This window comes from Rhizobium sp. AG855, assembly GCF_003610655.1.
In the GTDB taxonomy this organism is placed as follows: domain Bacteria; phylum Pseudomonadota; class Alphaproteobacteria; order Rhizobiales; family Rhizobiaceae; genus Allorhizobium; species Allorhizobium wuzhouense.
This window is the reverse complement of the sequence record NZ_RAQG01000003.1, coordinates 2,290,985-2,316,967: the sequence shown is the minus strand read 5'-3', so window position 1 is coordinate 2,316,967 and position 25,983 is coordinate 2,290,985. Positions and strand designations below refer to the sequence as shown.

Below are 25,983 nucleotides of genomic sequence, written 5' to 3'. Positions count from 1 at the left end.
GGCGTTTCGACACCGGTTCAGAGGCGCCACACTTTACCGAGTAAGGAATATCCATTACATTCTTTCCTCAGCCGAGGAGTTTGCCGCGATGAATTCGATTTTGCGCAAGGTCAGCACCATCACCGACAAGGGCCAGACGACCATCCCGAAATCGATCCGGGATGCGCTCGGCGTTGGCTATGGCGGGCGGATTGCCTTCAGTGTGGATGCGCAAAACCGGGTCTATGTCGAACGCGACGATGCGGATGGAGACGATCCGGTTCTGGACGGGTTTCTCGACCTCTTGGCCAAGGACATGGCGGCACGGCCGGACCGTGCCTTTGCCGAGATCCCGCCCGCCTTGCGAACGCGAATGGCGGCGCTGACGGCGGGTGTGGAGATCGATCTCAATGCGCCGATCGAAGGTGAGGTCGAGCTCTGAGCGATGGAGATGGTCAATGGCTGGATCATCCGGGCGCATCCACTTTTCCTCGACCAGTTGGAGCGCCTGACCCTGGCCGTGGAGCGCGAGGCGCAGAAGAGACCTGAGACGTTCCGGTCGGGTGCCAATGCCAAGCTCTTGGCATCACTGCAGAAGCTGGTTTTCGAAACAATTCCGGCCGATCCGGCCTCACCGGCATTCCGCCAGGGCGGAACGCTTGGACCGGAGCGCAAGCACTGGTTCCGTGCAAAATTCGGCAATGGTCGGTTTCGGCTGTTCTTCCGCTACAGTTCGACGGCGAAGGTCATTGTGTTTGCCTGGGTGAACGATGCCGAGACGTTGCGCAGTTATGGCGCACGCAATGATGCCTATGCGGTTTTCCGCGCCATGCTGGATGACGGCAATCCGCCCGACAGTTGGAGCCACCTGCTGGAGGCTGCATCGAGCGAGACAGCGATGAGGCGGTTTGCCCGTGCGTCGCAGGCGGGCGATGCCCGATCCGAGGATGGGGACTGACGAAGCTCCCCACCCGCGCATCCCTCCCATGAGCAAGCATTCATTTGCCATTCAGAAGGCTTGCGGTACATATTTTACCAGAATGGGCGTTCAGACAGAAGAAGTAGCAATGGCATCAATGATGGAAATCGCCGGACGGAAGCTGACCGGGATGGCGCTGGCCGTGGCCTTGATCGGCCTGCCGGGTCTGGGCAGCTATGCCATGGCCGCGGATTGCCGGGCAGCCGCCGCACGCGTCGTTGAGGAGGTGGGCGGGCAGTTGCTTTCGGTCCACGAATCGGGCGGTGAATGCGTGATCGTCGTGCTGGTGCCCGGCAATGGCTCCGAGCGTCCCCGCAAGGTGACGATGCGGGTTGCCGAGTGATACCTAGAGCATTTCCGGCGACACGGGGTCGTCTTCAATGCTCTATCTTTTTGTTTTCATGCAATTCCGGACGCAAAACCGCTTCGCACTTTTGCTGGAATTGCTCTAAGCCGGCCGGATCGCCGTCTGCTTCAGCCTAGGGGAATTTCATGCGCATTCTCGTCGTCGAGGACGATGTCAATCTCAATCGCCAGCTGGTCGAGGCCCTGCAGGAAGCCGGTTATGTCGTCGACAAGGCGTTCGACGGCGAGGAAGGTCATTTTCTCGGCGAGACCGAGCCCTATGACGCTGTCATCCTCGATATCGGCCTGCCGGAAATGGACGGCATCACCGTGCTGGAGAAATGGCGGGCAGCACAACGGGTGATGCCCGTGCTGATCCTGACGGCTCGCGATCGCTGGTCGGACAAGGTGGCCGGCATCGATGCCGGTGCCGACGATTATGTGACGAAGCCTTTCCATGTCGAAGAGGTTCTTGCCCGCATCCGAGCGCTGATCCGCAGGGCGGCCGGCCATGCCTCGTCGGAAATCGTCTGCGGTCCGGTGCGGCTCGACACCAAGAGTTCCAAGGCGCTGGTCGATGGTGTGGCATTGAAGCTCACCTCGCATGAATACCGGCTCTTGTCCTATCTCATGCATCACATGGGCGAGGTGGTGTCGCGCACCGAACTGGTTGAGCATCTCTACGACCAGGATTTCGACCGTGATTCCAACACCATCGAGGTGTTTGTCGGGCGTCTGCGTAAGAAGATCGGCATCGACATGATCGAGACCGTGCGCGGTCTCGGCTATCGCATCCAAGCGCCTTCGAAATGAAGCCCCGCTCGCTCACCGCGCGCGTCCTGCTGCTCGCCACCATCTGGTCGGCGCTCGGTCTTGTGACGATCGCGGTGGCGATATCGGCCCTCTATCGCCAGGGCGTCGAACGCGGCTTCAACAATCTCCTCCGCGCCCAGCTCTATAACGTCGTCAATTCGGTCTCGATCGGCGACGGCGACAGCCTGACCGGCTCGCCGGCCCTTGGCGACCTCCGATTTTCCCAGCCCGGTACCGGCTGGTACTGGCTGGTCGAGCCGCTCGGCAATTATGCGACGGCGCCTTTGGCATCCGCCTCGCTCGGGGTTGCCAATCTCGCCGTGCCGGATGTCGAGCAGACGCCCTTCGACGAGAATTACGAGCGCTATTACGAGATGACCGACGATGTCGGCAATCGCATCCGTGTGGCCGAGACAGAGGTCGTGCTCGACGATCAGGGCCGTGCGGCGCGCTTTCGCGTGTCGGGCAATCTGGCTGTGATCGAGGAGGAGATCTCCTTCTTCGCCAGCCGCTTGAACATAGCGCTCGCCGTCGTCGGCATCGGCGGCCTGATCGTCAACGGTCTTGCCATTGTCTATGGCCTGAAACCGGTGGACCGCGCCCGCCGCGGGCTGGAGCGCATCCGGCGTGGCGAGGCTGAGCGGATCGAGGGGGATTTCCCCCGCGAAATCATGCCGCTGGCAAGCGAGATCAATGCGCTGATCGACAGCAACAGGCGCATCGTCGAGCGCGCCCGCATGCAGGTCGGCAATCTCGCCCATTCGCTGAAGACGCCGATTGCGGTGCTGCTCAACGAGGCGCGCACGCTGGACAAGACCCATGCCGAAGTGGTGGTGAGCCAGGCGGAGGCGATGCAGGCGCAGGTGGCCTCCTATCTCAACCGCGCGCGCATTGCCGCCCAGCGCGACAGCGTTCTCGCCCGCACCGAGGCCCAGCCGGTGCTGGAGCGTCTGGTGCGCGTGATGCGCAAGCTGAACGATGCCGTCGAGTTCGAACTTGAGGTGGCACCGGACCTCACCTTTGCCATGGAGCAGCAGGACGTCGAGGAAGTGGTCGGCAATCTCCTGGAAAACGCGTCGCGATTCGCTCGCTCCAAGATCGTCACGCGGGTGATGCCGACATCGCGCGAGGACGAGGGCGCGGGTGAGGGGCGTCGCAGCTGGATCGAGGTGGTCGTGGAGGACGACGGACCGGGACTGGCGCCGGATCAGATCGGCGAGGCGCTGAAACGCGGTCGCAGACTGGACGAAAGCCGACCCGGCACCGGGCTGGGTCTCTCGATCGTCAAGGAGATATCAGGCGAATATCAGGGCTCGTTTGGCCTTTCGCGGGCAAGCCTTGGCGGTCTTCGCGCACAGTTGATACTACCAGCTGTGACGAAAGACACTGCGTGATTGATTTTCCTGTGGAATTACATAGTTGTATAAAACGGCCTGCGGATGCGGGGCGGCGCAGCCTCACGACACGCGCCACCTTGCCGATCAGGTTGCAGGAAATTTGCGTCGGGACTTGGGCAGCTCGGATGGGTAAATCGCGCTTTGGAACTCTGGCAATCGCCGCTGTGGGGGCACTCGCGCTGACGGGCTGCACCACGACGGGTGGCGGCACGGCGGGTTCGGTCCAGGCCGGATCTGCCGTCTATATCAGCGCATTGCAGGGCGGCATCGTCTCCCGCACGGGGGTCAAACTCTCCAACAGCGAAACCCAGCGGGCGCTGGAAGCCGAATACCGGGCGCTGGAAGCAGCCCCCGGCGGCCAGCCGGTCACCTGGGCCGGCAGTGACACGCGCGGCGAAGTGATCGCCGCTGCCCCCTACCAGGTGGGCAAGCAGAACTGCCGCCAGTTCACCCACAAGGTGGTGAGCGGCACACGTACGCTTGAAGCGCGCGGCGCCGCCTGCCGCAATGCCAATGGCACGTGGACGCCGCTGACCTGAGGTAAGAATCCTCAGCCTCCTCTAGCGTGATGTGGTCGTTATGTCCCCGATATCCACGTTACATCGAATGCTGTTCAATGCTTGGCAATCGTCGTTTGTCTTACGAAGAAGACGAATGAAAATTTCAGGAACGGCTGGATGTCCTGCCGAGCGCAAAATTCGATTATCAAATTGATATCGAATGAAGTTCCGGGCGTTTTCGTAACTTATGAGGCACGCACCGGTGTAATGTTTCGATAGTCGAGACCCCACCTCTTCGCGGCAGCTCCGAACTTTGCGACGACAGGCATTTAGCAATAGGCAAGGCTCGCAATCAAAGCGAGAATCCTCCTGTGTTGCAGCCTTGACACGATGAGACTTTACGTCACAGTGACCTGAAGTGTAGCTTGATTCCTGTTTAGTCATAACTTAACTCTTGCAGCGTAGAATGAAAAAGGTAGAACCGGGCAAAGGACGAGTTAAGGAAATCGGCGTGCGCAAGGCGCACGGCGAATATGCCGATGTTCGTTTAGTCGGCGAAGCTCTCGAGGAGTTTGATGCGCTGGAGCCGAAGACAGATGAAAAAAGCGTTCGCAAGCACCGCACTGTGTCTCGCTATTTTCAACGCTTCGCAGACCTTGGACCCAAATCTCTGGACGACAGGATGTTTAAAAGCCAGTCCCGGATGAAAAGCAGCGGAACGGAGGTCATGATCCATGAGTTCAAGGCTCATCAGTTCCGTATTTACGGCGTGGTCTGCGAGTATGATGGACGACGCTGTTTCATCGGCACCGCTTGCGATCCCGAGAAGAAACAAGACAAGGCCGACCCCAAGAAGCTGCAAAAAGCGGCCGACGAGTATGTGAGGATCATGAAATGACCAAGAACGCACGCCCCCTGACCAAAGAAGAAGTAATCGCTGCTGAAGACGCTCTGATGGACTTCCAGTTCGCGGTGATTGATGCACTGAACGCGAAGGGTATCTCCCATTCGCAGTTTGCCGAGCTGCTGGGCGTATCGCGTGCACGCGTCAGCCAGATGCTGTCTTCTGACGCGAATCCGACGATCAAGCTCGTCGGCCGCGTGCTCGCGGTACTCGGTATCGAGACGAAGTATGTCGAACCGTCCGTGCCGTCGTCCAATGCCGCCGAGTGGTTCCAGCATTCCGGAAGAGTCGTTGAGGCGGCGGACATCAAGCCGTGTAGCTGGCACGCTTCTCAGCGTATTAAGCCGCGAAAAGATTCTTGGCATGGCAAGATGCGCGTAGCAAATGGAAACGGTGTCTCCACTCTGGCAGCAGCATGATGGCTAAAGCAAGAAAACGACAAACTAATCCGCAAGAGCTCAGCGATGAGGCCAAGCTCTATAATCAAGTCGTCGCCTGCGCCGAGCTCGGCAACATTCAGCTGATCCACATTAACTTCGACGTTCAGCCTCGCTACTTTCTTGAAGAGCCTGACGATGAGGAGCAGGCGAATCTCGGTTACGAGATCAGTGTGGACGAAACGCATTATGACCCCGGCGAAGGTATGGCGGCATGCATGATGTCGTTCGACGTGTCCGCTGGTGACTCGCAGGGCGCTGCTTTGCAGTGCAAAGCCAAATATGCCGTGTCTTATCGCATTGGTGAAGTATGCAACGAGCAGGCAGTTGAAACCTTTCTTCGCCGCGTTGGTGTCTTCGCTTGTTACCCGTATTTCCGTGGCCTTTTCGCACAAATCGACTGGGCCGCGAATACCCACTTGCCGCCTCTCCCGATCCATAAGGAATCTCGCGGAAAGAAGAGTTTCCCAGGCGAAGCCGACTCGGAACAAGCGACGCTCGCTGACGCCTAGCAAATTATTAAAAACACGGCGGCGGAAAACTACGTCGCCATTGGTCTGGGCTTCGGGCGCGCAAGAGTAGTTCACTCGAAAGAGACAGCGTGGACGTGTTTGGGAAGTGTGTTGCAATGTCTTTGAGCCGCAGATCGGTGGATGGGTAAGGATTGGGAAGCGAGTTTAGTTGATCCGGAGCAGCCCCTACAAATCGCGGTCGAAGGACGGACAGCTACAGTTCGAACGCTGACCAAGATCCTCGCGGCAATGGGCCGCCAGTTCAGGAACCCACCCCGGCAACAACAGCCCCGGCTTCCCCACTTGACTTGGGTCAAGGATAGGCGTGGTTTGAGGGGCTAATCGGGTTTGCGGCCAAACGCCTCAACTTTGCGTCATGGGCCGTTTGCCAGTTGGAATGCACCCGCCCTTGCCGTAATTGAGTTTCATGTTGTTCTGGATCTTCTCCGCCTTGCTGACGGTCGCCGCTGCCGTCCTTTTGCTGTCTCCCCTGCTGCGCGCTTCGGCCCGCGCCACGCGTTATGACGAGGGGGAAGCGGCCGTCTATCGCGACCAGTTGCGCGAGCTCGAACGCGACAAGGCGGGCGGGCTGATTTCGCCCGAGGAGGCGGCTTATGCGCGCGCCGAGATCGGGCGGCGGCTGCTGGCGGTGGCCGGACGCGCGTCCTCGGAAAACGATGGCGATGATGCGGCCCTCGCCGCGTCCGAAACCGCTGGCAAACAGCCGCGCCGCAGAAGCGGCTATCGCCTGTCCCAGGCCTTCATCCTCCTCTGTCTTCCCGCAATCGGGCTTGCCGGCTACCTGGAGATCGGTAGCCCCGGCACACCCGATGCGCCGCTGGCCGCGCGCATCGAAAACCCCGGCGACGACGTCAACCTGCTGATCGCCAAGGTCGAGCGGCATCTGGCCGACAGCCCCGACGACGGCAATGGCTGGAACGTGCTGGCGCCGGTCTATTTTCGCGTCGGCCGGCTGGATGATGCCGAGCTTGCCTATCGCAATGCCATCCGCATTCTCGGTGCGGATCCGGAGCGGCTGAACGGGCTGGGCGAGACGCTGGTGACGCGCAATGACGGCATCGTCACCGACGATGCGGCCGAGGCTTTCGAGGCGGCGCGCAAGATGCAGCCCAACAATCCGCGTGCCGATTATTACCTGGCCTTGGCGCTGGAGCAGGGCGGCCGTCGGGCCGAAGCGCTGAAAGCCTTCCAGGAGATTGCGGCAGCGTCGCCGGCCAATGCGCCCTGGATGGATCTGATCAACCGCCATATCGCCACCAACAGCGCCGGGGTGCCGCTGGCCAATGCGCCGGCGCCGGCAGCACCTGCCAACCCGGCAGCGCCCGGCAATCCGACGGCCGGCGATATCGCCGCGGCGCAAAACATGTCCGAGGGCGATCGCAGCCAGATGATCCGGGGCATGGTCGAAAGCCTCGACCAGAAGCTGAAGGACGATCCCAACAATTTTGAAGGCTGGATGCGGCTGGTGCGCTCCTATGCCATGCTGAAGGACAAGGCGCGCGCCGAGGCGGCCCTGAAGGACGGGCTGAAGGCCTTCCCGGCTGACGGTGCCGAAGGCCAGCAGCTTGTCGCCATGGCGCGCGAACTCGGCCTGGATGTCGAGGAGGTGAAGCCATGACCCGCAAACAGAAAAGACTGGCCGTGATTGCCGGCGGCATGAGTTTTATCGTCGCTGCCGTGCTGCTGGTCATGTTCGCCTTCGGCCAGTCGATCGCCTATTTCTATGTGCCGGGCGACCTGCAGAAGACCGAGGTAAAGCCGGGCACCCGCATCAGGCTGGGCGGTCTGGTGGAGACCGGATCGGTCAAGCGCGATGCGGGCTCGACGGTAACCTTTACCGTCACCGATACGATTGGCGAAGTGCCTGTGACCTATACCGGCATTCTGCCCGACCTGTTCCGCGAGGGGCAGGGCGTGGTGGCGGAAGGCGTGTTCCGCGAGGGCGACCGTGTCTTCGTCGCCGACACGGTGCTCGCCAAACATGACGAAACCTACATGCCGAAGGACGTGGCCGACCGGCTGAAGGCGCAAGGGGTTGAACTCGGCGGCAAGGAAGTGGTCCAATGATCATCGAACTCGGGCATTATGCTTTGGTGCTGGCGTTCGCGACCAGCCTGGTCGTCTCGATCCTGCCGGTGATCGGGGTCAGGCGTGGTGATGCGGCGATGATGGGTGTCGCGACGACAGGCACCTATGCGATGTTTCTGCTGATCGCTTTATCCTTCGGCGTGCTGACCTGGGGTTATGTCGTCTCGGACTTCTCGGTGAAGAACGTCTTCGAGAATTCGCATTCGCTGAAGCCGATGATCTACAAGATCTCCGGCGTCTGGGGCAATCACGAGGGCTCGATGATGCTCTGGGTGCTGATCCTCACGCTGTTTTCGACCATGGTGGCGCTGTTTGGCGCCAATCTGCCGGACCGGCTGAAGGCCAATGTTCTGGCCGTGCAGGCCTGGATCACCACCGCATTTACGCTGTTCATCCTCTTGACCTCGAACCCCTTCATCCGCCTGTCGCCGATCCCGGCCGAAGGGCAGGACCTGAACCCGGTGCTGCAGGATGTGGGCTTGGCCATCCATCCGCCGCTGCTTTATCTCGGTTATGTCGGCTTCTCCGTCTGTTTCTCCTTTGCCATTGCCGCCCTGATCGACGGGCGCATTGATGCGGCCTGGGCGCGCTGGGTGCGGCCCTGGACTTTGGCCGCTTGGGTGTTTCTGACGGCGGGTATTTCGATGGGCTCCTACTGGGCCTATTACGAACTCGGCTGGGGTGGCTGGTGGTTCTGGGACCCGGTGGAAAACGCCTCCTTCATGCCCTGGCTCGCGGGCACGGCGCTGTTGCATTCCGCACTCGTCATGGAAAAGCGCGATGCGCTGAAGATCTGGACGGTGTTGCTCGCCATCATCGCCTTTTCGCTGTCGCTGCTCGGCACGTTCCTCGTGCGCTCGGGCGTCTTGACCTCGGTGCATGCCTTTGCGACCGACCCGACGCGCGGCATCTTCATCCTCGGCATTCTCGTCATCTTCATCGGCGGCGCATTTACGCTGTTTGCGCTGAGGGCCCCGAGCCTCAAATCCGGCGGGCTGTTCCAGCCGATCTCGCGCGAAGGCGCGCTGGTGCTGAACAACCTGATCCTCACCGTCTCCATGGCAACCGTGCTGATCGGCACGCTCTATCCGCTGCTGCTGGAAACGCTGACGGGTGAGAAGATCTCGGTCGGCCCGCCCTTCTTCAATCTGACCTTCGGCCTGTTGATGGTGCCGCTGCTGCTCGCCGTGCCCTTCGGGCCGTTCCTCGCCTGGAAGCGCGGCGATCTGCTTGCGGCCCTGCAGCGGCTCTATGTGGCCGCAGCCCTCTCGCTCGTGCTGGGGCTCGGCCTCTGGTATTCGCAGCATGGCGGGCCGGTGATGGCGGTCTTCGGCCTCGCGCTCGGTTTCTTTGTCATTGGCGGGGCGCTTGCCGATCTCTGGTATCGCGCGGGTTTTGGCAAACATCCGTTCGCCACCGCCTGGAGCCGCTTCAAGGGGCTGCCGCGTTCGGCCTTTGGCACGGCGCTCGCCCATTTCGGCCTTGGCGTCACCGTCATCGGCATCGTGGCGGTCTCGACCTTCCAGACGGAGCACGTTGTGGAAATGAAGCCGGGCATGACGACGGAGGCGGGCGGTTATGTGCTGACCTTCGATGGCATGCGCGCTGCCAAGGGGCCGAATTACACCGAGGATCAGGGCCATTTCACCATCCGCAAGGCAGGTGTCGCGGTCGCCGATGTCTGGTCGTCGAAGCGGCTTTATCCGGCACGGCGCATGCCGACGACGGAGGCCGGCATCGTCACCTTCGGTTTCAGCCAGCTCTATGTGTCGCTCGGCGATCCCATGGCTGACGGCGGCATCGTCGTGCGCGTCTGGTGGAAGCCGTGGATCCTCTGCATCTGGTATGGCACGCTGGTGATGATGGCGGGCGGAATTGTGTCGCTGTCGGATCGTCGTTTGCGCGTTGGCGCGCCGAAGCGGGCGAAGGCGGCGGTGAAGCCGGTGCTGGAGGCTGCGGAATGATCAGTTGGATTTGGAAGGCTGCCCCTCATCCGGCTGCCGCCACCTTCTCCCCGCAAGCGGGGAGAAGGGCGAACCCGCCGAGGTCGGCCATCCCCTCTCCCCGCTTGCGGGGAGAGGGTCAGGGTGAGGGGCGAGGCCGCCAGACACTGCGCCGACTGTTCCTCACGCTCGCCCTCCTTCTCGCGCCGATCCATGCCTTTGCCGTGAACCCCGATGAAGTGCTGGCCGATCCGGCACTCGAGCATCGCGCCCGCACCATCTCGGCGGAACTGCGCTGCATGGTCTGCCAGAACCAGTCGATCGACGATTCGAATGCCGAACTGGCGCGCGACCTCAGGGTCGTGGTGCGCGAGCGGCTGGTGAATGGCGATAGCGACGAGCAGGTGCTTGATTATGTCGTGTCGCGTTATGGCGAATTCGTGCTGTTGAAGCCGCGGCTGAGTGTGAAGACGCTGGCGCTCTGGGGCGCACCGGCGGCCCTGGTGCTGGTGGGCCTGATCGTCGCATTTGTGTCGGCCAGACGTCGCGCGGTGCAGCCGTCGGCGAAGCTTTCTTCGGATGAGGAAGCGCGGCTGGGGAAGTTGCTTGACGGAGAGTGATGGTCTTTAGCGCGGCACGATGAATGGATCGAGCTTAGACAGAAACTCTGCCTCGGTGAGTTGCCGTGTGATGACGTTATTGATCTGCTCGGCGATAAAAATGTTGTCTTCGCGGCTGTTCAACTGGATGTCGTAGCCGTTGATGTTCAGGAACATCACCCCTGAAAGCCAGGCCGTACGCTTATTGCCCTGTTCGAAGGCATGGGCGCGACAGAGGGCGACGATCAGCTTGCAGGCCAGAACGCCGACATCGCCTTCGCGATCATAGAAAAACAACTGGCGCGGCGCCATCACGGCGCTTTCCAGGCTCCCGGTGTTCAGAACGGCGTGGCTTTCGCCTGTCACCGACACTGCGCCCCTATTCAGAGCAATCACCTGATGGATCTCGATCCATGCCGGTTCCAGAATCACTTGGCGAGAAGATCCATGAGGATCTTGTGCCTCTCGTGTTCGAGCCGGACCACATCCTCCGCATCCGGCCTGATCTGCGGCTGGCGGGCAGGGCGGCGGGTGGGACGGTTTTCGTCCGTTGCCGCCGTCGGATTGGGCTTGTTTTCATCGATGCGCGTTTTGGTCATCGGTCACCTCACCAACATCATAGGATAGATCGGCTTGAATTTCCACCGGCGCGGGAACGGGTGGCATCTCTGCACCGTATCAGACTGAAAAGATAACGAATTCTGAGCGCTGGCCCTGCACTGGCGGCACGGTCCCTTGCCATCTCCAAAGATTACCAACAATTCATCCGCCGTACAGTTCGCCGTAACGTGACGGGGCCTATATCTCTCCTCATCCACCGCTTCCAACCGCCGGACAGTCTGGCGGCTCCAGTCAGAAGAACAGATGAAGGTAGATCCCATGTCGCAGATCAAAGGCCACTCTTTCCGCTCTATCCTGAAGTCCTCCACCGCCGCCGGCCTTGCGGCCGTAACGCTTTTGACCGCAGCCCCCTTTGCGGCGGCGCCGGCATTTGCGGCCCCCGTCGAAGTCAACGCACCGCAGGTGCCGAGCTTCGGCGATGTCGTCCAGGCCGTTCTCCCGGCCGTCGTGTCCGTCCGCGTTCAGTCGAATGTGCAGCCGGCCTCCAACGACGAAAGCAACTTCTCCTTCAACTTCGGCGGCCGTGGTTTCGACGAGCTGCCGGACGATCATCCGCTGAAGCGTTTCTTCCGTGAATTCGGCGGCCCCGGTGCCGGTCCCGAAGAAGGCCGCCCTGGCCGTCCGCATGGCGACCATGGCCCAGGCCGTCTGCGCCCGACCGCGCAGGGGTCCGGTTTCTTCATCTCCGAAGACGGTTACATCGTCACCAACAACCACGTCGTCGACGATGGCGCAGCCTTCACGGTCGTGCTCAACGACGGCAAGGAATATGATGCCAAGCTGGTCGGCAAGGACAGCCGCACCGATCTCGCTCTGCTCAAGGTCGATGAACCCAAGGTCAAGTTCACCTATGTGCAGTTTGCCGATGACTCGAAGGTTCGCGTCGGCGACTGGGTTGTCGCCGTCGGCAACCCCTTCGGTCTCGGTGGCACGGTGACGGCCGGCATCATTTCGGCGCGTGGCCGCAACATCGGCTCCGGCCCCTATGACGACTATTTGCAGATCGACGCGGCTGTGAACCGCGGCAACTCCGGTGGCCCCGGCTTCAACCTGAACGGCGAAGTGGTCGGCATCAACACCGCGATCTTCTCGCCCTCCGGCGGCAATGTGGGTATCGCCTTTGCGATCCCGGCTTCGGTTGCCAAGGACGTGATCGAGAAGCTCAAGGACACCGGCACCGTGTCGCGTGGCTGGCTCGGCGTGCAGATCCAGCCGGTGACCAAGGACATCGCCGACAGCCTTGGTCTTGCCGAAGACAGTGGTGCGCTTGTGGTGGCCCCGCAGGCAGGCTCGCCGGGTGAAAAGGCCGGCATCAAGCAGGGTGACGTCGTGACCGCCGTGAATGGCGATCCGGTGAAGGACCCGCGTGATCTCGCCCGCCGTATCGCAGCCTATGCCCCTGACACCACGGTGGATGTGACCCTGTGGCGTGACGGCAAGGCGACCGAAGTGAAGGTCAAGCTTGGCGAACTGCCGGCGGAACAGGCCGCAAGCGCCGAATCCGAGAACGACGCCGCACCGGCGCCGGGCGCTGAACAGGAACTGGCAAGCCTCGGTCTCTCCGTTCGCCCCGCTGACGGTGGCAAGGGTCTGGCCATCGTCGACATCGACCCGGACAGCGATGCAGCCGACAAGGGCCTGAAGGCCGGCGAAACCATCACCTCGGTCAACAACCAGGAGGTTTCCTCGGTTGCCGACGTTCAGAAAGTCATCGATCAGGCCAAGAAGGACGGCCGCACGAGGGCGCTCTTCCAGGTGGAATCGGAAGCGGGCAGCCGTTTCGTGGCGCTGCCGATCAACCAGGGCTGATCCTGATGTGAACAAAGGGCGCCGGCGGTCGACGACCGGCGGCGCCCTTTTCGTTTTCGGCGGTCCGGCATCGCCACCATATGGGAAAGGACGAAGCATGGGGATCGTGGAACAAGGACGGCCGTCAAGTGGTGAAACCGGCTATACGGTGACCGGGACCGACGCTAAGGTCGCCCACATGAAGATACTTGTCATCGAAGACGACCTGGAAGCCGCAGCCTATATGACCAAGGCCTTTCGCGAGGCCGGCATTGTCGCCGATCATGCGAGCGACGGCGAAAGCGGGCTCTTCATGGGCTCGGAAAACACCTATGATGTGATGGTGGTCGATCGCATGCTGCCGCGTCGCGACGGGCTGTCCGTCATCAGCGAATTGCGCAAGCGCGGCATCGACACGCCGGTTCTCATTCTTTCGGCGCTTGGTCAGGTCGACGACCGGGTCACCGGGCTTCGCGCCGGCGGCGACGACTATCTGCCGAAGCCCTACGCCTTTTCCGAACTCTTGGCGCGTGTCGAAGTGCTCGGTCGCCGCAAGGGCAAGCCGGAACAGGACATGGTCTACCGCGTCGGCGACCTCGAGCTCGACCGGCTGTCCCATGAGGTGAAGCGTGCGGGCCGGGAAATCCTGCTGCAGCCGCGCGAATTCCGCCTGCTCGAATATCTGATGAAGAATGCCGGCCAGGTGGTGACCCGCACCATGTTGCTCGAGCATGTCTGGGACTATCACTTCGATCCGCAGACCAATGTCATCGACGTGCATGTCTCGCGGCTGCGCTCGAAGATCGAGAAGGATTTCGACCGGCCGCTTTTGAAGACCGTGCGCGGCGCGGGTTACATGATCAAGGACGAAGGCTGACATGGCACTGATGCCGAGGAGGTCGAGACTGGGCGTCGTGCTGCGGTCCACCGCCGTGCGCCTGTCGGCGCTTTATATTGTCCTGTTTGCCCTGTGCGCCGCTTTCCTCGTCTTTTACGTCACGGGGCTGTCCGAGCGCATTCTCAACAACCAGACGCGCGAGGCGCTGAGCCAGGAAGTCCAGGAAATCCAGGGCGCCTATCAGCGCGGCGGCATCAACCAGCTCTTGCGCACCATGGAGCGCCGCGCCCGCCAACCGGGGGCCAATCTCTATGTGATTGCTGGGCCGAACGGCGAGATCCTTGCCGGCAATGTCGCCTCCGTCCAGCCGGGCATCTTCGATGAGGAAGGTTGGACCGAATTCCCCTTCCGCTACGAGCGCTACAGCGACACGGGCAAGGTCAAGCGGCATCTGGCAACCGCCCATGTCTTCTTCCTCGACAATGGCTTCCGCCTGCTGGTCGGGCGCGATCTCGGCGAGCCGAGCCAGCTGCGTTTGCTGGTGCGCCAGGCCCTGATGGTGGCACTGCTGATCATGGGCATCGGCGCTGTGGTCATCTGGTTTGCCATCGGCCGCAATGCCTTGAAGCGTATCGACCGGGTCTCTGCCGCCAGCCAGAAGATCATGGCCGGCGATCTTGCCCAGCGCCTGCCGGTTTCCGGCTCCGGCGACGAATTCGACCGGCTGTCGTCTTCGCTGAACGGCATGCTGGGGCGCATCGAGCAGCTGAACGAAGGGCTGCGCCAGGTCTCCGACAACATCGCCCACGACTTGAAGACGCCGCTGACCAGGCTGCGCAACAAGGCGGCCGATGCGCTGGAAGAGGATGACGGCGTGGCGCGCCGGGCGGCACTGGAGACCATCATCGCCGAATCCGACCAGCTGATCCGCACCTTCAATGCACTTTTGATGATCTCTCGCGTCGAGGCGGGTTCGATCGCCGCCGAACTGTCCGACATCGACATCTCCGCCATCGCCGCCGACAGTGCCGAGCTTTACGAGCCGGTGGCGGAGGAGGCGGGGCAGACGATGGTCTGCGACATCGCGCCAGGACTTTCCGTGCGCGGCAACCGCGAACTCGTCGGCCAGGCGATGTCGAACTTGATCGATAACGCGATCAAATATGGCAGCCAGGGCGACAAAGGCTCGACCATTCGTGTCAGCGTCACCCGCTCGTCCGAGGGCGTGGAGATCGCGGTCTCCGATGAGGGCCCGGGCGTGCCAGGCGACAAGCGCGACGAGGTGGTGAAGCGCTTCGTGCGGCTGGACAAGAGCCGCTCCAAGCCCGGCACGGGGCTTGGCCTCTCCCTGGTCGAGGCGATCATGGCGCTGCATGGCGGACGCCTGGTTCTTTCAGACACCCGCGATCATCCGGATCATCCCGGGCTGACGGCAACCATGGTCTTTCCCGGAATGAAGCCCTAACCTGCGTCCGCCACCAGATTCGTCAGAGATCCGGGGCGCGGCAGAGGAGGCATGCATGGCGGAAATGACAGCGAAGCGTCTGGCCGATGTGGCCGAGGGTGTCATCCGGCCCCTGAACCAGACGGAGCTGAAATCGGCGACGTCGCTCGTCAAGGACCTGATCCGTCAGGAGCCCGACCTGGCCGACATGCTGTCCGGCGACGGACCCTTGCGCAGCTTCATTCTGGCCGCTTTCACGCTGTCTCCTTATCTGCGCGAGATCGCGACTGTACGGCCGGCGCTCCTTGTCGAGGCGCTGTCCGGTCCGCTGGAACCACTGCTGGCCGCAGCCGTGGTGGAGGCGCGCGCCGCCTGGCAGGCGGAAGAGGGCACGGCGGTGCCGAGCGAAGGCGAGGTGATGGCAAGGCTGCGGCGCGCCAAGCGCAAGGTGGCCTTCGTAACCGCGCTGGCCGATCTCGCCCGCATCTTTACCGCCCGCGACACGACGGCCTGGCTGACAGCGATTGCCGATGCGGCCGTGGCCGCCGCCATCGACCACCTCCTGTTGACAGGGCATGAGACGGGCAAGCTCACGCTGAAGAACCCGGAACAGCCGGCCGAGGGCAGTGGCCTGATCGTGCTTGGCATGGGTAAACATGGCGCCCGCGAACTCAACTACTCCTCCGACATCGATCTCGTCATCTTCTACGATCCGGAAGCCGGCATCCTGAAGGATCCCGATGACGCGATGGAGACCTATGGCCGGATGATGCGCCGGCTGGTGCGTATCCTGCAGGAGCGCACGGCCGATGGCTATGTCTTCCGCACGGACCTGCGGCTGCGCCCCGATCCGGGCTCGACGCCGCTTGCCGTGCCCGTCGAGGCGGCGCTGATCTATTACGAGGGCAGGGGACAGAACTGGGAACGGGCCGCCTTCATCAAGGCGCGGCCGGTGGCTGGCGACATCAAGGCCGGCGAGAGCTTCCTGCGCGAACTGACCCCCTTCGTTTTCCGCAAATATCTGGATTATGCGGCAATCGCCGACATCCATTCGATCAAGCGGCAGATCCATGTGCATAAGGGGCACGGCGCGATTGCCGTGAAGGGGCACAATGTCAAACTCGGGCGCGGTGGCATTCGCGAGATCGAGTTTTTTGCCCAGACCCAGCAGTTGATCGCCGGCGGGCGCATGCCGGACCTCAGGCTACGGCCGACCGAACAGGCGCTGACCGCGCTGGCCGAGGCCCGCTGGATCGACGCAGCCACCGCCGAGGAACTGATCGATTGCTACTGGTTCCTGCGTGACGTCGAGCACCGCATTCAGATGGTGCATGACGAGCAGACCCATGTCTTGCCGGAGACCGAGGCTGAGCTGAAGCGCATCGCCTTCATGCTGGGCTTCATCGATACCACGGCCTTTTCGACCACGCTCGAAACGGTTCTGAAGACGGTGGAGCGGCGCTATGCCCGGCTGTTCGAAAAGGAGGAGGGCCTGTCGAGCGCGACGGGCAATCTCGTCTTCACCGGCCAGAAGGACGATCCTGATACCCTGAAGACCCTGAAAGGTCTGGGCTTCGAGCGACCGGAGGACATATCGCGGGTGATCCGCACCTGGCATTACGGGCGGTACCGGGCGACGCAATCGGTCGAGGCGCGCGAGCGGTTGACCGTGATGACGCCGGACCTGCTGAAGGCCTTCGGCGAAAGCCGTCGGGCTGACGAGGCGCTGCTGCGCTTCGACAATTTTCTCGCAGGCCTTCCCGCCGGCATTCAGCTCTTTTCGCTGCTCGGCAACAACCCGGCGCTCTTGGACCTGATGGTCAACATCATGGCGGCCGCGCCGCGACTGGCCGAGATCATCGCCCAGCGCCCGCATGTCTTTGACGGCATGCTTGATCCGAGCCTCCTGGTCGAACTGCCCACCCGCGACTATCTCGGCAAGCGGCTGTCGAACTTCCTCACCAGTGCACGCCACTACGAAGACATTCTCGACCGCCTGCGCATCTTTGCCGCCGAACAGCGCTTCCTGATCGGCATCCGGCTGCTGACCGGCGCGATCGGCGGCGCCCAGGCCGGGCGCGCCTTCACCGATCTGGCCGATCTTGTGGTCGAGGCGGCGCTTGCGGCCGTGATCGCCGAGATGGAAGCGGCGCATGGCCGGGTACCGGGCGGGCGCGTCGCGCTGGCCGGCATGGGCAAGCTCGGCTCCTTCGAGCTGACGGCAGGTTCCGATGTCGACCTGATCCTGCTGTATGAACATGATGAGGATGCGAGCGAGAGCGACGGGGTAAAGCCGCTCGACACGCTGCGCTACTACACCCGCCTGACCCAGCGGTTGATCGCTGCGCTGTCTGCACCCACGGCGGAGGGCGTGCTTTACGAAGTGGACATGCGGCTGCGCCCCTCCGGCAACAAAGGGCCGGTCGCGACACGGCTGCGGGCCTTTGCCAAATATCAGCGCGAGGAAGCCTGGACCTGGGAACACATGGCGCTGTCGCGGGCGCGGCTGATCTGCGGCGATGAAAGCCTGATGGACGAGGCGCGGACGATCATCGCAGACGTGCTTTCGACGCCCGGCGACATGGCCAGGATCGCCACCGATGTCAGCGAGATGCGGGCGCTGATCGAGCAGGAGAAGCCACCGCGCGACCACTGGGATCTGAAGCTCATTCCCGGCGGCCTGGTCGATATCGAGTTCATCGCCCAGTATCTGGCGCTCTTGGCGCCGGCGCGCGGTCTGGCCCTATCCACCTCCGGTCTCTCGACGGCAGACTCGTTGAAGGCGCTCGCTGATCTCATCGATGCCAACGACCGGGATATCTGCCTGGACGCGCTCAGGCTTTACACCGACCTGTCCCAACTGATCAGGCTTTGCATTGACGGACCCTTTGACCCCGCTGCGGTGCCGGCCGGTTTGATCGACCGGGTGGTGCGCGCGGCTGAATGCCCGGATCTGAAAACCGTCGAGGCCGAGCTGAAACGGCATGCAAAGGCGGTGCGGAAGGTATTTTCGCGGGTCGTAGCCGCCCGCTGATCAGCATCGCCCCAGTGCAAAAAAATAAAGCAAATCTAAAAAAGTAATATCGAATTCATATGCGCACTGAATAGTTCGCTTCAGATTGAGGTCGCGCGGCCCGAGTCGTGCTTTCACAAGGTGAAGTGAGATATGAAGAACATACCAATCGTCGGCAAGTTTATCGCCATCATGGCGGTCTTCGGGATTTTCTCGATCGGCGTTGCGTTTTACACGGGCTCGCAGCTGAAGAGCATCGACACGAGTTACAGCAATCTGCTGGAAGGCGAAACCAAGGCGGCACTGTATCTGGCCCGCTCCAACCGCTCGATGCAGAACATGCGCGCGGCGATCGGCGACGTTGTGCTGTCCCGGACTGCGGAGTTGACCGACAAGGCCGACAAGGAGTTCCAGAGCGCGAGGGAGAGTTTCGCCAAGTTCATCGACTCTGCCGCCATGGCTGCCCCGTCGAATGCGGATATACCGGCCCTCAAGACCGCAGTCTTGAAGGTCGTTGATGAGGCTTGTGCCAACACGCTGGCGGCGGGTCGTGTCGCGACGGAAGAGGCGGCTGTCCTCGCCAGCCAGGACATCTTCCTCAAGGAATGCCAGCCGCAATTTGCGATCATCGCGCCCAAATTCACCGACGTAACGTCCAAGATGACCGAGGCAGCAGCAACGTCCAGCGTGGCCCTGACCGATCACACCAACGCAACCGCACGCAACAGCCTGATCGGCGTGCTCGTAGCCGTCGCAGTCGTCCTCGGCATCGGCTTCGTCGCGATCCGCAGCTGGCTGGTCCGTCCGATCCGCTCCTTGTCCGACACCATGGGTGCGCTGGCCGGCGGTGATCTTGCGGCCGATGTCGACGGTACGGAACGCCGCGATGAGGTCGGGCTGATGGCCCGCTCGGTGCAGATTTTCAAGGATACCGGCCTGAAGGCGCGCGAACTCGCCAGCGAGGCGGAGGCAGCCCGCAGCCAGACGGAAGCTGAACGCCTGCGTGCCGCAGAGGCTGACCGCAAGCGGGCGGCCGAAATGGCGGAGGCGACCACCGGGCTTGCACAGGGGCTCCAGCGCCTCTCCGATGGTGACCTCGGCTATCAGCTGAGCACGCCCTTTGCCACCGAATTCGAAAGCCTGCGCGCCGACTTCAACACGGCGGTCGAAAAGTTGCGCCGGACGCTGGGAGCCGTGGCCCAGGCGACCGGTGCCATTGATGGCGGCTCGCGTGAGCTGAGCCAAAGCGCCTCGGACCTGTCGAAGCGCACCGAGCAGCAGGCTGCCTCGCTTGAGGAGACCGCTGCCGCACTCGACCAGATTACGACAAACGTGCAGAACTCTTCCAAGCGCACCGAGGAAGCGCGCAGCGTCGCGATGAAGGCCACCGAATCGGCGAAGAAGTCCGGTGAGGTCGTCGCCAATGCGGTCGACGCGATGCAGCGGATCGAAAGCTCGTCGAGCCAGATCTCCAACATCATCGGCGTGATCGACGAAATTGCCTTCCAGACCAATCTTCTGGCGCTCAATGCCGGTGTCGAAGCCGCACGCGCTGGTGAAGCCGGCAAGGGGTTTGCGGTTGTCGCCCAGGAAGTCCGCGAACTCGCCCAGCGCTCCGCCCAGGCGGCGAAGGAGATCAAGGGCCTGATCAGCAAATCGGCGGAAGAGGTCGAAAGCGGCGTCAAGCTGGTAACCGCGACCGGCGAAGCCTTGAAGGTGATCGGCGAGCACGTGATTTCCATCAACGGCCAGCTGGACGCGATCGCGACTTCGGCCCGCGAACAGTCGGTCGGCCTGTCGGAAGTCAACACGGCGGTCAACCAGATGGACCAGACGACGCAACAGAACGCTGCCATGGTCGAACAGGCAACCGCAGCCTCTGCCTCGCTCGCCACCGAAGCCGACCGACTGCGTCAGCTGATTTCGCAGTTCCAGCTCGGCAATGCCGGACACGATGGCCCGCGCGCCCCGGTCACGGCCTCCACCGACCATCAGCCTGTCGCCTCTCCGGCCCGCCGTATGATGAAAAAGGTTGCAGGCGCGCTCGGCATGGGTGGCGGCTCTAAGCAGGGCGATAGCTGGGAAGAATTCTGAGCGCCGACAGGGCGCGACATCCTACTGATCCCAATAGCAAGGGCCGCCCGTTCAGAGGAACGGGCGGCCCTTTTGTGTTGTTATGAACTTGACGGGACGCCGCGCTTGCCGCTCAGAAATCGACCTTCCAGCCGGAGCGCAGCCAGAACTGCTTGATGTCTTCACCAGGCACCGCGAGCCGGATGCCGGCGACTTCGGTTGACGTACCGCTCGTCTGTTCCTCGAAGCGATAGGCTGCTTCGGCGCGGGCAAGGAGCGTGACGGTATAAACCGGCCCTGTCGAGGGCCGGATCCGTGCTGCAGATCGTGCACGATTGTTGTGCTCAGGCGCGGCGCTTCAGGCCCGGTTTGGCGCTGACGTCGGGGATCCGGAGCGACACGACGGTGCCCTGGCCTTCGCGGGAGCGGATCTGGAGCGAGCCGCCATGCATGCTGACCAGCGAGCGGGAGATGGCGAGCCCGAGGCCCGATCCGCCATTGCTCTTGGCATATTGGCTCTGCACCTGTTCGAACGGGTTGCCGATCTTGGACAGCGCCGATTTCGGGATGCCGATACCCGTGTCGGCGATGGTGATGGCAACGCTGCCGCCCACCTTGCGGGCGCGAAGCTCGATGCGGCCGCCGGGTTCGGTGAACTTGACGGCGTTCGACAGGATGTTGAGCAGGATCTGCTTCATCGAGCGGCGATCGGCGATCATCGAAAGGCCCGGCGCCACACTCTGTTCGATGCGGATTGCCTTGTCTTCCGCCGGAATGGCGGTGAGGCGCAGGCTTTCCTCGATCAGCGGTGACAGATCAATGGTTTCGCAGCGGATCTTCATCTGGCCCGCCTCGATCTTCGACATGTCGAGGATGTCGTTGATGACATTCAGGAGGTGCTTGCCGCTCTCGTGGATGTCCTTGGCATATTCCTCGTATTTGGGGGAGCCGATCGGTCCGAACATGCCGGCGAGCAGGATTTCCGAGAAGCCGAGAATGGCGTTGAGCGGCGTTCTGAGCTCATGGCTCATATTGGCGAGGAATTCCGACTTGGCCTTGTTGGCGGCCTCGGCGCGCTGCTTTTCGGCGAGATATTTCTCGTTGGCGTCTGACAGTTCGGTCTTCTGGCGCTCGAGGATTTTCTGCGAGGCGGAGAGATCGCCGATGGTGGCCATCAGGCGGCGTTCCTGGTCGCGCAGCCGTTCCTGGTGGCGCTTGAGGAGCGTGATGTCGGTGCCGACGGACACGAGGCCGCCGTCGCGGGTGCGACGTTCATTGATCTGCAGCCAGCGTTCGTCGGCGAGCTGCACTTCCGAGGTCCGCGAATTGGTGCCGTCGTCGGCGTCGGCAATGCGGCGCTGGATGATCGGGCGGGCGGCAGCGGCCAGCACCAGAGAGCGCTCCTTGCCGGGCAGCAGCACGTCGTCGGGCAGGCCGTAGACTTTCTGGAAATGGCCGTTCCAGGCGACGAGCTTGTCGTTCTTGTCCCAGAGCACGAAGGCTTCCGAGGTGCATTCGATGGCGTCTGCGAGGCGTTGATCGGCCTCGGCGTAACGCTGGGCGAGGCGGTGCTGTTCGGTCACGTCCATGGCAATGCCGATGACATGCAGATCGCCGGTATTGGTGCAGATGATCTGGGCGCGGGCACGCATCCAGACATAATGGCCAAGGGCATGGCGCATGCGAAAAATCTGGTCGATATGGCGCGACTTGCCGCGACCGACGGACCGGGCGAGCGCATAGAGATTGCCGTCGTCGGGATGCATCAGTCGGGCTGCATCGGCAAAGGCGAGCGGCTGGGTCGAGGGCGTGAGGCCGAGCATGTCGTACATCGACCGCGACCAGACGAGCTTGCGGCTTTCGAGATCGAAGTCCCAGAGGCCGCAGCGGCCGCGGGCGAGCGCCGCTTCGACCCGCATGTTGGATTCGAGGAAGATCTCGTCAGCGTCGCGGGCGCGCTTCACCTGCTGGTAATAGGCATAGAGGATGACCAGCAGGATCAGCGAAATGCCGGAAAACAGCGTGACGCTGAGCGAGATCTCGCTGCGCCAGAAATTGTCGACGCCCTGCATCGAATGGGCGGTGAGGAGAAGTGCACCCTCGGTTCCGACCGGCGCGACGATGGCGTAATGCGGCTGGCCGTTGAAGATGGTTTCGATGGCGCCGACACGCTTGGCCGAGGTCTGGCTGACCGAACGCTGGATGGTGGTCACCTCGGGCAGAATGGCCGACAGCATCAGGCCGACCTGGGCCGAGGCGGAAGGCGAGGCGGCAAAGACCCGGCCGGCCGGGTCGACGAGCAGCACGAAGGCGCCGTCAGACAGAAGCTCGTCATCGAGATAGGTCGTGAGTATCCGCTCTGCCGACACCCGGTCGGCGCGCTCGAACAAGGCGGCTTTCTCGGAGAAGGCGGCCTCCGCCGTCGCGGCCATCAGCGATGTCGAGACCCGGATGGCGTCGACCATGCGGCTCTGTTCGGAGAGAATGCCGACGGTGCGCGAAAGCGCAACCACGGCGAGGAACGCGAGAATGAGCACCGGGATCGCGCGGCGGAGAATGGTTTCCACCTGCTGCGATGTCGAGCCGGAGGAGGCCGGGGCAGCCTGGCCCCGCACGCCGCTGCCGCCCGCAGGCGGCAGGCTGAACTTGCGCGCCAACTTCCCCATATATGTCCCTACATCGGGAAATTTAGTGCGCAACCGCTCATCGGCTGCGGTCGCCCGCCGCGCGTCAGACATCGTCCCTGCCTCGATCCCTCGTGTGATTCGTTAGCGCCGCTCGCCCGAATCTGGGGTCAAGGAATCATGGCCGATTCGGCTTGTCCAGAGCTGCCAGGTAAAGAAAATATTAACCCCTTACGCCGACTCCGCTTTTTTTATCGCGCCTGCGGCAAGCAGCTGAATCTGATGCAGGAATCGGGCGGGGAATGCTCTCGCCAGGGCATGAAATGCAAAAGACGCCGGTCGGTGACCGGCGTCTCGATGGTGCAAATCAGAGCGCAGATCAGCCCTTGAGGACGCGCTCGACGATGTCGCGGACATCGGTCGACAGAGACGGGGCCGCCTCGATGGTTGCGAGCGCCTTTCGCGCATGCTCGGCGCGTACCGGCTCCAGCAGGCGCCAGGACCGGAGCGCGGTCAGGAGGCGTGCGGCAAGCTGCGGGTTGCGCGGATCGATGGCGAGGATCTGCTCGGCATAAAAACCGTAGCCGGCACCATCCGGCCGATTGAAGCCGGTCGGGTTGGAGAAGGCGAAGGTGCCGATCAGCGAACGCACGCGATTGGGATTGCTCGGCGTGAAGTTCGGGCTCTTCATCAGCGACTGGACGCGGGCGAGCGCATCGGCCCCCGGGATCGTCGCCTGGATGGTGAACCACTTGTCGAGCACCAGCGGGTTTTCGGCGAAGCGGCTTTCGAAGGCGGAAAGGGCCGCTTTCGTTTCCGGTGCATCGGGGAAACGATGGGCAAGGATGGTGAGCGCCTGCGACAGGTCCGTCATGTTGTCGGCCTTGGCGAAGGCATCGGCTGCGAGGGCCGGCGTGTTTTCGGCGAGCGTCAGGAAGGAGAGGGCGCTGTTCTTCAACGCACGCTTGCCGGCCCCGTCCGCGTCCGGGCTGAAGGCGCCGGAAGCCGCATGCGCGGCATGGAGCGTGCCAAAGACCGCAGCACCTGCCTTGGCGATCGCCGAGAGCACGGCTTCGCGGCCGGCATGGATGGCATCGGGATCGTTGTTGCCGCCGAGTTCGCGGGCGATGTCGGCTTCGGTCGGCAGCGACAGCGCCTGCGCGCGGAAGGCCGGCTCCAGCGTCTCGTCGGCGGCGACGGCCAGGAGCGCATCGATGAAGGCGGGGGCGACCTCGATCGTGCCGCCGGCCTGGGCGGTCTTGGCAGCCGAGGTCAGGATCGGAAGCGCAATATCGGTGATCGCCTGCCAGCGGGCAAAGAGGTCGCTGTCATGGCGGGCAATGTGGATCAGGTCGTCCTTGCCCTGGGAGAAATGCAGGGTGACGGGGGCCGAGAAGCCGCGATTGAGCGAGACGACCGGACGGCTGCCGATGCCGGAAAAGGTGAAGGTCTGGGCGCGTTCGGTCAGATGCAGGACGTCGCCTGTGACCTCGCCGCCGGATACGGACGAGGCGGAAGCCTCCGAGCCGTTTTCCGAGATCAGCGCAAAGCGCAGCGGAATGTGCATCGGTTCCTTGGTGCTCTGGCCGGGGGTGGCCGGAACCATCTGCTCGAGCGACAGGGTCAGCGTCTTGGCGCCGGCGTCATAGGCCGAGGAGACGGTGATCTGCGGCGTGCCGGCCTGATGATACCAGAGCGAGAACTGGGTCAGATCCTTGCCGCTTGCATCCTCGAAGCACTTGACGAAATCTTCGACCGTGGAGGCGTCGCCGTCGTGACGTTCGAAATAGAGGTCCATGCCCTTCTTGAAACCATCGCGGCCGAGAATGGTCGCGATCATCCGGGTGACTTCCGAGCCCTTCTCGTAGACGGTCGTCGTGTAGAAGTTGTTGATCTCGCGGTATTTCGTCGGGCGCACCGGATGGGCGAGCGGGCCTGCGTCTTCCGGGAACTGCTCCGAGCGCAGATGGCGGACTTCCGCGATGCGCTTCACCGAGCGCGAGCGCATGTCGGCGGAGAACTCATGGTCGCGATAGACGGTCAGGCCTTCCTTGAGGCAGAGCTGGAACCAGTCGCGGCAGGTGATGCGATTGCCGGTCCAGTTGTGGAAGTATTCATGCGCGATGATCGCCTCGATATTCGCGTAGTCCTGGTCGGTCGCGGTCTCGGGGTCGGCAAGCACATACTTGTCGTTGAAGATGTTGAGGCCCTTGTTCTCCATGGCCCCCATGTTGAAGTCGGAGACGGCGACGATCATGAAGATATCGAGATCGTATTCGCGGCCGAAGACCTCTTCGTCCCACTTCATCGAGCGCTTCAGAGCGTCCATGGCATAGGTCGCGCGCGGCTCCTTGCCATGCTCGACATAGATCTTCAGCGCCACGTCACGGCCGGACATGGTGGTGAAGGTGTCTTCGACGACGCCGAGGTCACCGGCGACCAGCGCAAAGAGATAGGACGGCTTGGGATGCGGGTCGAACCAGGCGGCGAAGTGCTTGTCCGGGCCGAAGCCGGCGCCACCGAGGAAGTTGCCGTTGGAGAGAAGGAGCGGATTGGCGGCCTTGTCGGCGATGATGTTGATCGTGTAGACGGCCAGAACATCCGGGCGGTCGGGGAAATAGGTGATGCGGCGGAAGCCCTCGGCCTCGCACTGCGTCGCGTAGATGCCATTCGTCCGGTAGAGGCCCATCAGCTGGGTATTGGCCTCCGGGTTGATCATCGTGACAACGGTGATCTCGAAGGGCGTCGATTCCGGCAGGTCGCGGATCTCAAGGCTCTCGGGTGTCGCGGTGTAGCGCGCGGGATCGAGCTCGATCTGGTCGAAAAGCAGGCTGGTCATGGTGAGATCGTCACCATCGAGCACCAGCGGTGCATTGGCATCGACGCCTTCGCGGCGGTGGAAGATCAGACGGGCTTCCACCTTGGTTTCAGTCGGGTCCAGTTCGAAGGTCAGATCAACCCGTTCCAGAACAAAGTCGGTGGGGCGGTAGTCTGCCAGATGAACGATCCGGCCCGTATCTGTGCGCATTGTATATCCTGGTCGCTTCGAGGTTGGCCGCGACGGC

The 25,983-nt window shown here is 62.6% G+C and carries 23 protein-coding genes; 19 read left to right on the top strand and 4 right to left on the bottom strand.

Annotation, left to right across the window (positions count from 1 at the left end; all coding sequences use genetic code 11):
- Positions 1 to 88: 88 nt before the first annotated feature.
- From DFO46_RS11395 to DFO46_RS11335, 13 genes are all read left to right on the top strand, one after another.
- Positions 89 to 421, top strand: coding sequence for a type II toxin-antitoxin system PrlF family antitoxin (locus DFO46_RS11395; RefSeq protein ID WP_120277349.1), 333 nt, complete (start codon positions 89 to 91; stop codon positions 419 to 421).
- 3 nt (positions 422 to 424) lie between these two features.
- Entirely contained in the window at positions 425 to 937 is a 513-nt protein-coding gene (locus tag DFO46_RS11390) for a type II toxin-antitoxin system YhaV family toxin (RefSeq protein ID WP_110789325.1), read from the top strand.
- Between the two features lie 151 nt (positions 938 to 1,088).
- Positions 1,089 to 1,301, top strand: a complete 213-nt coding sequence (locus tag DFO46_RS11385; RefSeq protein ID WP_245408827.1) for a hypothetical protein — start codon at positions 1,089 to 1,091, stop codon at positions 1,299 to 1,301.
- 149 nt (positions 1,302 to 1,450) lie between these two features.
- Positions 1,451 to 2,116 (top strand): response regulator transcription factor, encoded by a 666-nt coding sequence (locus tag DFO46_RS11380; protein ID WP_110789324.1) that lies wholly within the window; start codon positions 1,451 to 1,453, stop codon positions 2,114 to 2,116.
- The gene (locus tag DFO46_RS11375; protein ID WP_110789323.1) at positions 2,113 to 3,510 is read left to right on the top strand and encodes an ATP-binding protein; all 1,398 of its coding nucleotides are present in this window, start codon (positions 2,113 to 2,115) and stop codon (positions 3,508 to 3,510) included. The genes DFO46_RS11380 and DFO46_RS11375 overlap by 4 nt, the downstream gene beginning before the upstream one ends.
- 128 nt (positions 3,511 to 3,638) lie before the next feature.
- Positions 3,639 to 4,052, top strand: a complete 414-nt coding sequence (locus tag DFO46_RS11370) for a hypothetical protein (RefSeq protein WP_110789322.1) — start codon at positions 3,639 to 3,641, stop codon at positions 4,050 to 4,052.
- A gap of 427 nt (positions 4,053 to 4,479) precedes the next feature.
- Positions 4,480 to 4,911: a hypothetical protein gene (locus DFO46_RS11365; protein WP_147412754.1), complete on the top strand. Its 432-nt coding sequence runs from the start codon at positions 4,480 to 4,482 to the stop codon at positions 4,909 to 4,911.
- Entirely contained in the window at positions 4,908 to 5,336 is a 429-nt protein-coding gene (locus DFO46_RS11360) for a helix-turn-helix transcriptional regulator (RefSeq protein ID WP_120277347.1), read from the top strand. The genes DFO46_RS11365 and DFO46_RS11360 overlap by 4 nt, the downstream gene beginning before the upstream one ends.
- A complete protein-coding gene (locus DFO46_RS11355) occupies positions 5,336 to 5,866 on the top strand; it encodes a hypothetical protein (RefSeq protein ID WP_183041879.1) in 531 nt (176 codons plus the stop codon). The genes DFO46_RS11360 and DFO46_RS11355 overlap by 1 nt, the downstream gene beginning before the upstream one ends.
- A gap of 427 nt (positions 5,867 to 6,293) precedes the next feature.
- Complete coding sequence (gene ccmI, locus DFO46_RS11350; RefSeq protein ID WP_120277345.1) at positions 6,294 to 7,505, top strand: c-type cytochrome biogenesis protein CcmI; 1,212 nt, start codon at positions 6,294 to 6,296, stop codon at positions 7,503 to 7,505.
- Positions 7,502 to 7,954, top strand: a complete 453-nt coding sequence (gene ccmE / locus DFO46_RS11345; RefSeq protein WP_120277344.1) for a cytochrome c maturation protein CcmE — start codon at positions 7,502 to 7,504, stop codon at positions 7,952 to 7,954. The genes ccmI and ccmE overlap by 4 nt, the downstream gene beginning before the upstream one ends.
- Positions 7,951 to 9,939 (top strand): heme lyase CcmF/NrfE family subunit, encoded by a 1,989-nt coding sequence (locus tag DFO46_RS11340; protein ID WP_120277343.1) that lies wholly within the window; start codon positions 7,951 to 7,953, stop codon positions 9,937 to 9,939. Before ccmE ends, DFO46_RS11340 begins: the two co-directional genes overlap by 4 nt.
- Before the next feature lie 146 nt (positions 9,940 to 10,085).
- Positions 10,086 to 10,538 carry a cytochrome c-type biogenesis protein gene (locus DFO46_RS11335; RefSeq protein ID WP_245422612.1) on the top strand — a complete coding sequence of 151 codons (453 nt, stop codon included), beginning with the start codon at positions 10,086 to 10,088 and terminating at the stop codon, positions 10,536 to 10,538.
- Between the two features lie 6 nt (positions 10,539 to 10,544).
- On the opposite strand, the gene DFO46_RS11330 is transcribed toward DFO46_RS11335, so the two are convergent.
- Entirely contained in the window at positions 10,545 to 10,949 is a 405-nt protein-coding gene (locus DFO46_RS11330; RefSeq protein ID WP_120277341.1) for a type II toxin-antitoxin system death-on-curing family toxin, read from the bottom strand.
- A complete protein-coding gene (locus DFO46_RS23910; RefSeq protein ID WP_183041878.1) occupies positions 10,946 to 11,116 on the bottom strand; it encodes a hypothetical protein in 171 nt (56 codons plus the stop codon). The genes DFO46_RS11330 and DFO46_RS23910 overlap by 4 nt, the downstream gene beginning before the upstream one ends.
- A gap of 280 nt (positions 11,117 to 11,396) precedes the next feature.
- Here DFO46_RS23910 and DFO46_RS11325 point away from each other — a divergent pair, with 280 nt between their 5' ends.
- The 5 genes from DFO46_RS11325 to DFO46_RS11305 all read left to right on the top strand — a co-directional run bounded on the left by DFO46_RS11325 (position 11,397) and on the right by DFO46_RS11305 (position 20,315).
- Positions 11,397 to 12,947, top strand: a complete 1,551-nt coding sequence (locus DFO46_RS11325; RefSeq protein WP_120277340.1) for a Do family serine endopeptidase — start codon at positions 11,397 to 11,399, stop codon at positions 12,945 to 12,947.
- Positions 12,948 to 13,044: 97 nt separating this feature from the next.
- Positions 13,045 to 13,803 (top strand): response regulator transcription factor, encoded by a 759-nt coding sequence (locus tag DFO46_RS11320; RefSeq protein ID WP_280953032.1) that lies wholly within the window; start codon positions 13,045 to 13,047, stop codon positions 13,801 to 13,803.
- A 10-nt stretch (positions 13,804 to 13,813) separates the two neighbouring features.
- Entirely contained in the window at positions 13,814 to 15,229 is a 1,416-nt protein-coding gene (locus DFO46_RS11315; RefSeq protein ID WP_110790301.1) for an ATP-binding protein, read from the top strand.
- 55 nt (positions 15,230 to 15,284) lie between these two features.
- Complete coding sequence (locus DFO46_RS11310; RefSeq protein ID WP_120277339.1) at positions 15,285 to 18,242, top strand: bifunctional [glutamine synthetase] adenylyltransferase/[glutamine synthetase]-adenylyl-L-tyrosine phosphorylase; 2,958 nt, start codon at positions 15,285 to 15,287, stop codon at positions 18,240 to 18,242.
- A 132-nt stretch (positions 18,243 to 18,374) separates the two neighbouring features.
- Positions 18,375 to 20,315: a methyl-accepting chemotaxis protein gene (locus tag DFO46_RS11305; RefSeq protein WP_120277338.1), complete on the top strand. Its 1,941-nt coding sequence runs from the start codon at positions 18,375 to 18,377 to the stop codon at positions 20,313 to 20,315.
- Between the two features lie 323 nt (positions 20,316 to 20,638).
- Here the strand turns inward: DFO46_RS11305 and DFO46_RS11300 are convergent, their stop codons facing one another.
- Positions 20,639 to 23,032, bottom strand: a complete 2,394-nt coding sequence (locus DFO46_RS11300; RefSeq protein ID WP_110789311.1) for a PAS domain-containing sensor histidine kinase — start codon at positions 23,030 to 23,032, stop codon at positions 20,639 to 20,641.
- A gap of 66 nt (positions 23,033 to 23,098) precedes the next feature.
- On the opposite strand from DFO46_RS11300, the gene DFO46_RS24040 reads away from it, so the two are divergent.
- A complete protein-coding gene (locus tag DFO46_RS24040) occupies positions 23,099 to 23,308 on the top strand; it encodes a hypothetical protein (RefSeq protein ID WP_210210625.1) in 210 nt (69 codons plus the stop codon).
- Here DFO46_RS24040 and pepN read toward each other — a convergent pair.
- On the bottom strand, positions 23,298 to 25,946 hold the full coding sequence (gene pepN, locus DFO46_RS11295) for an aminopeptidase N (protein ID WP_120277337.1): 2,649 nt from the start codon (positions 25,944 to 25,946) through the stop codon (positions 23,298 to 23,300). The genes DFO46_RS24040 and pepN overlap by 11 nt on opposite strands.
- Between the last annotated feature and the right edge of the window lie 37 nt (positions 25,947 to 25,983).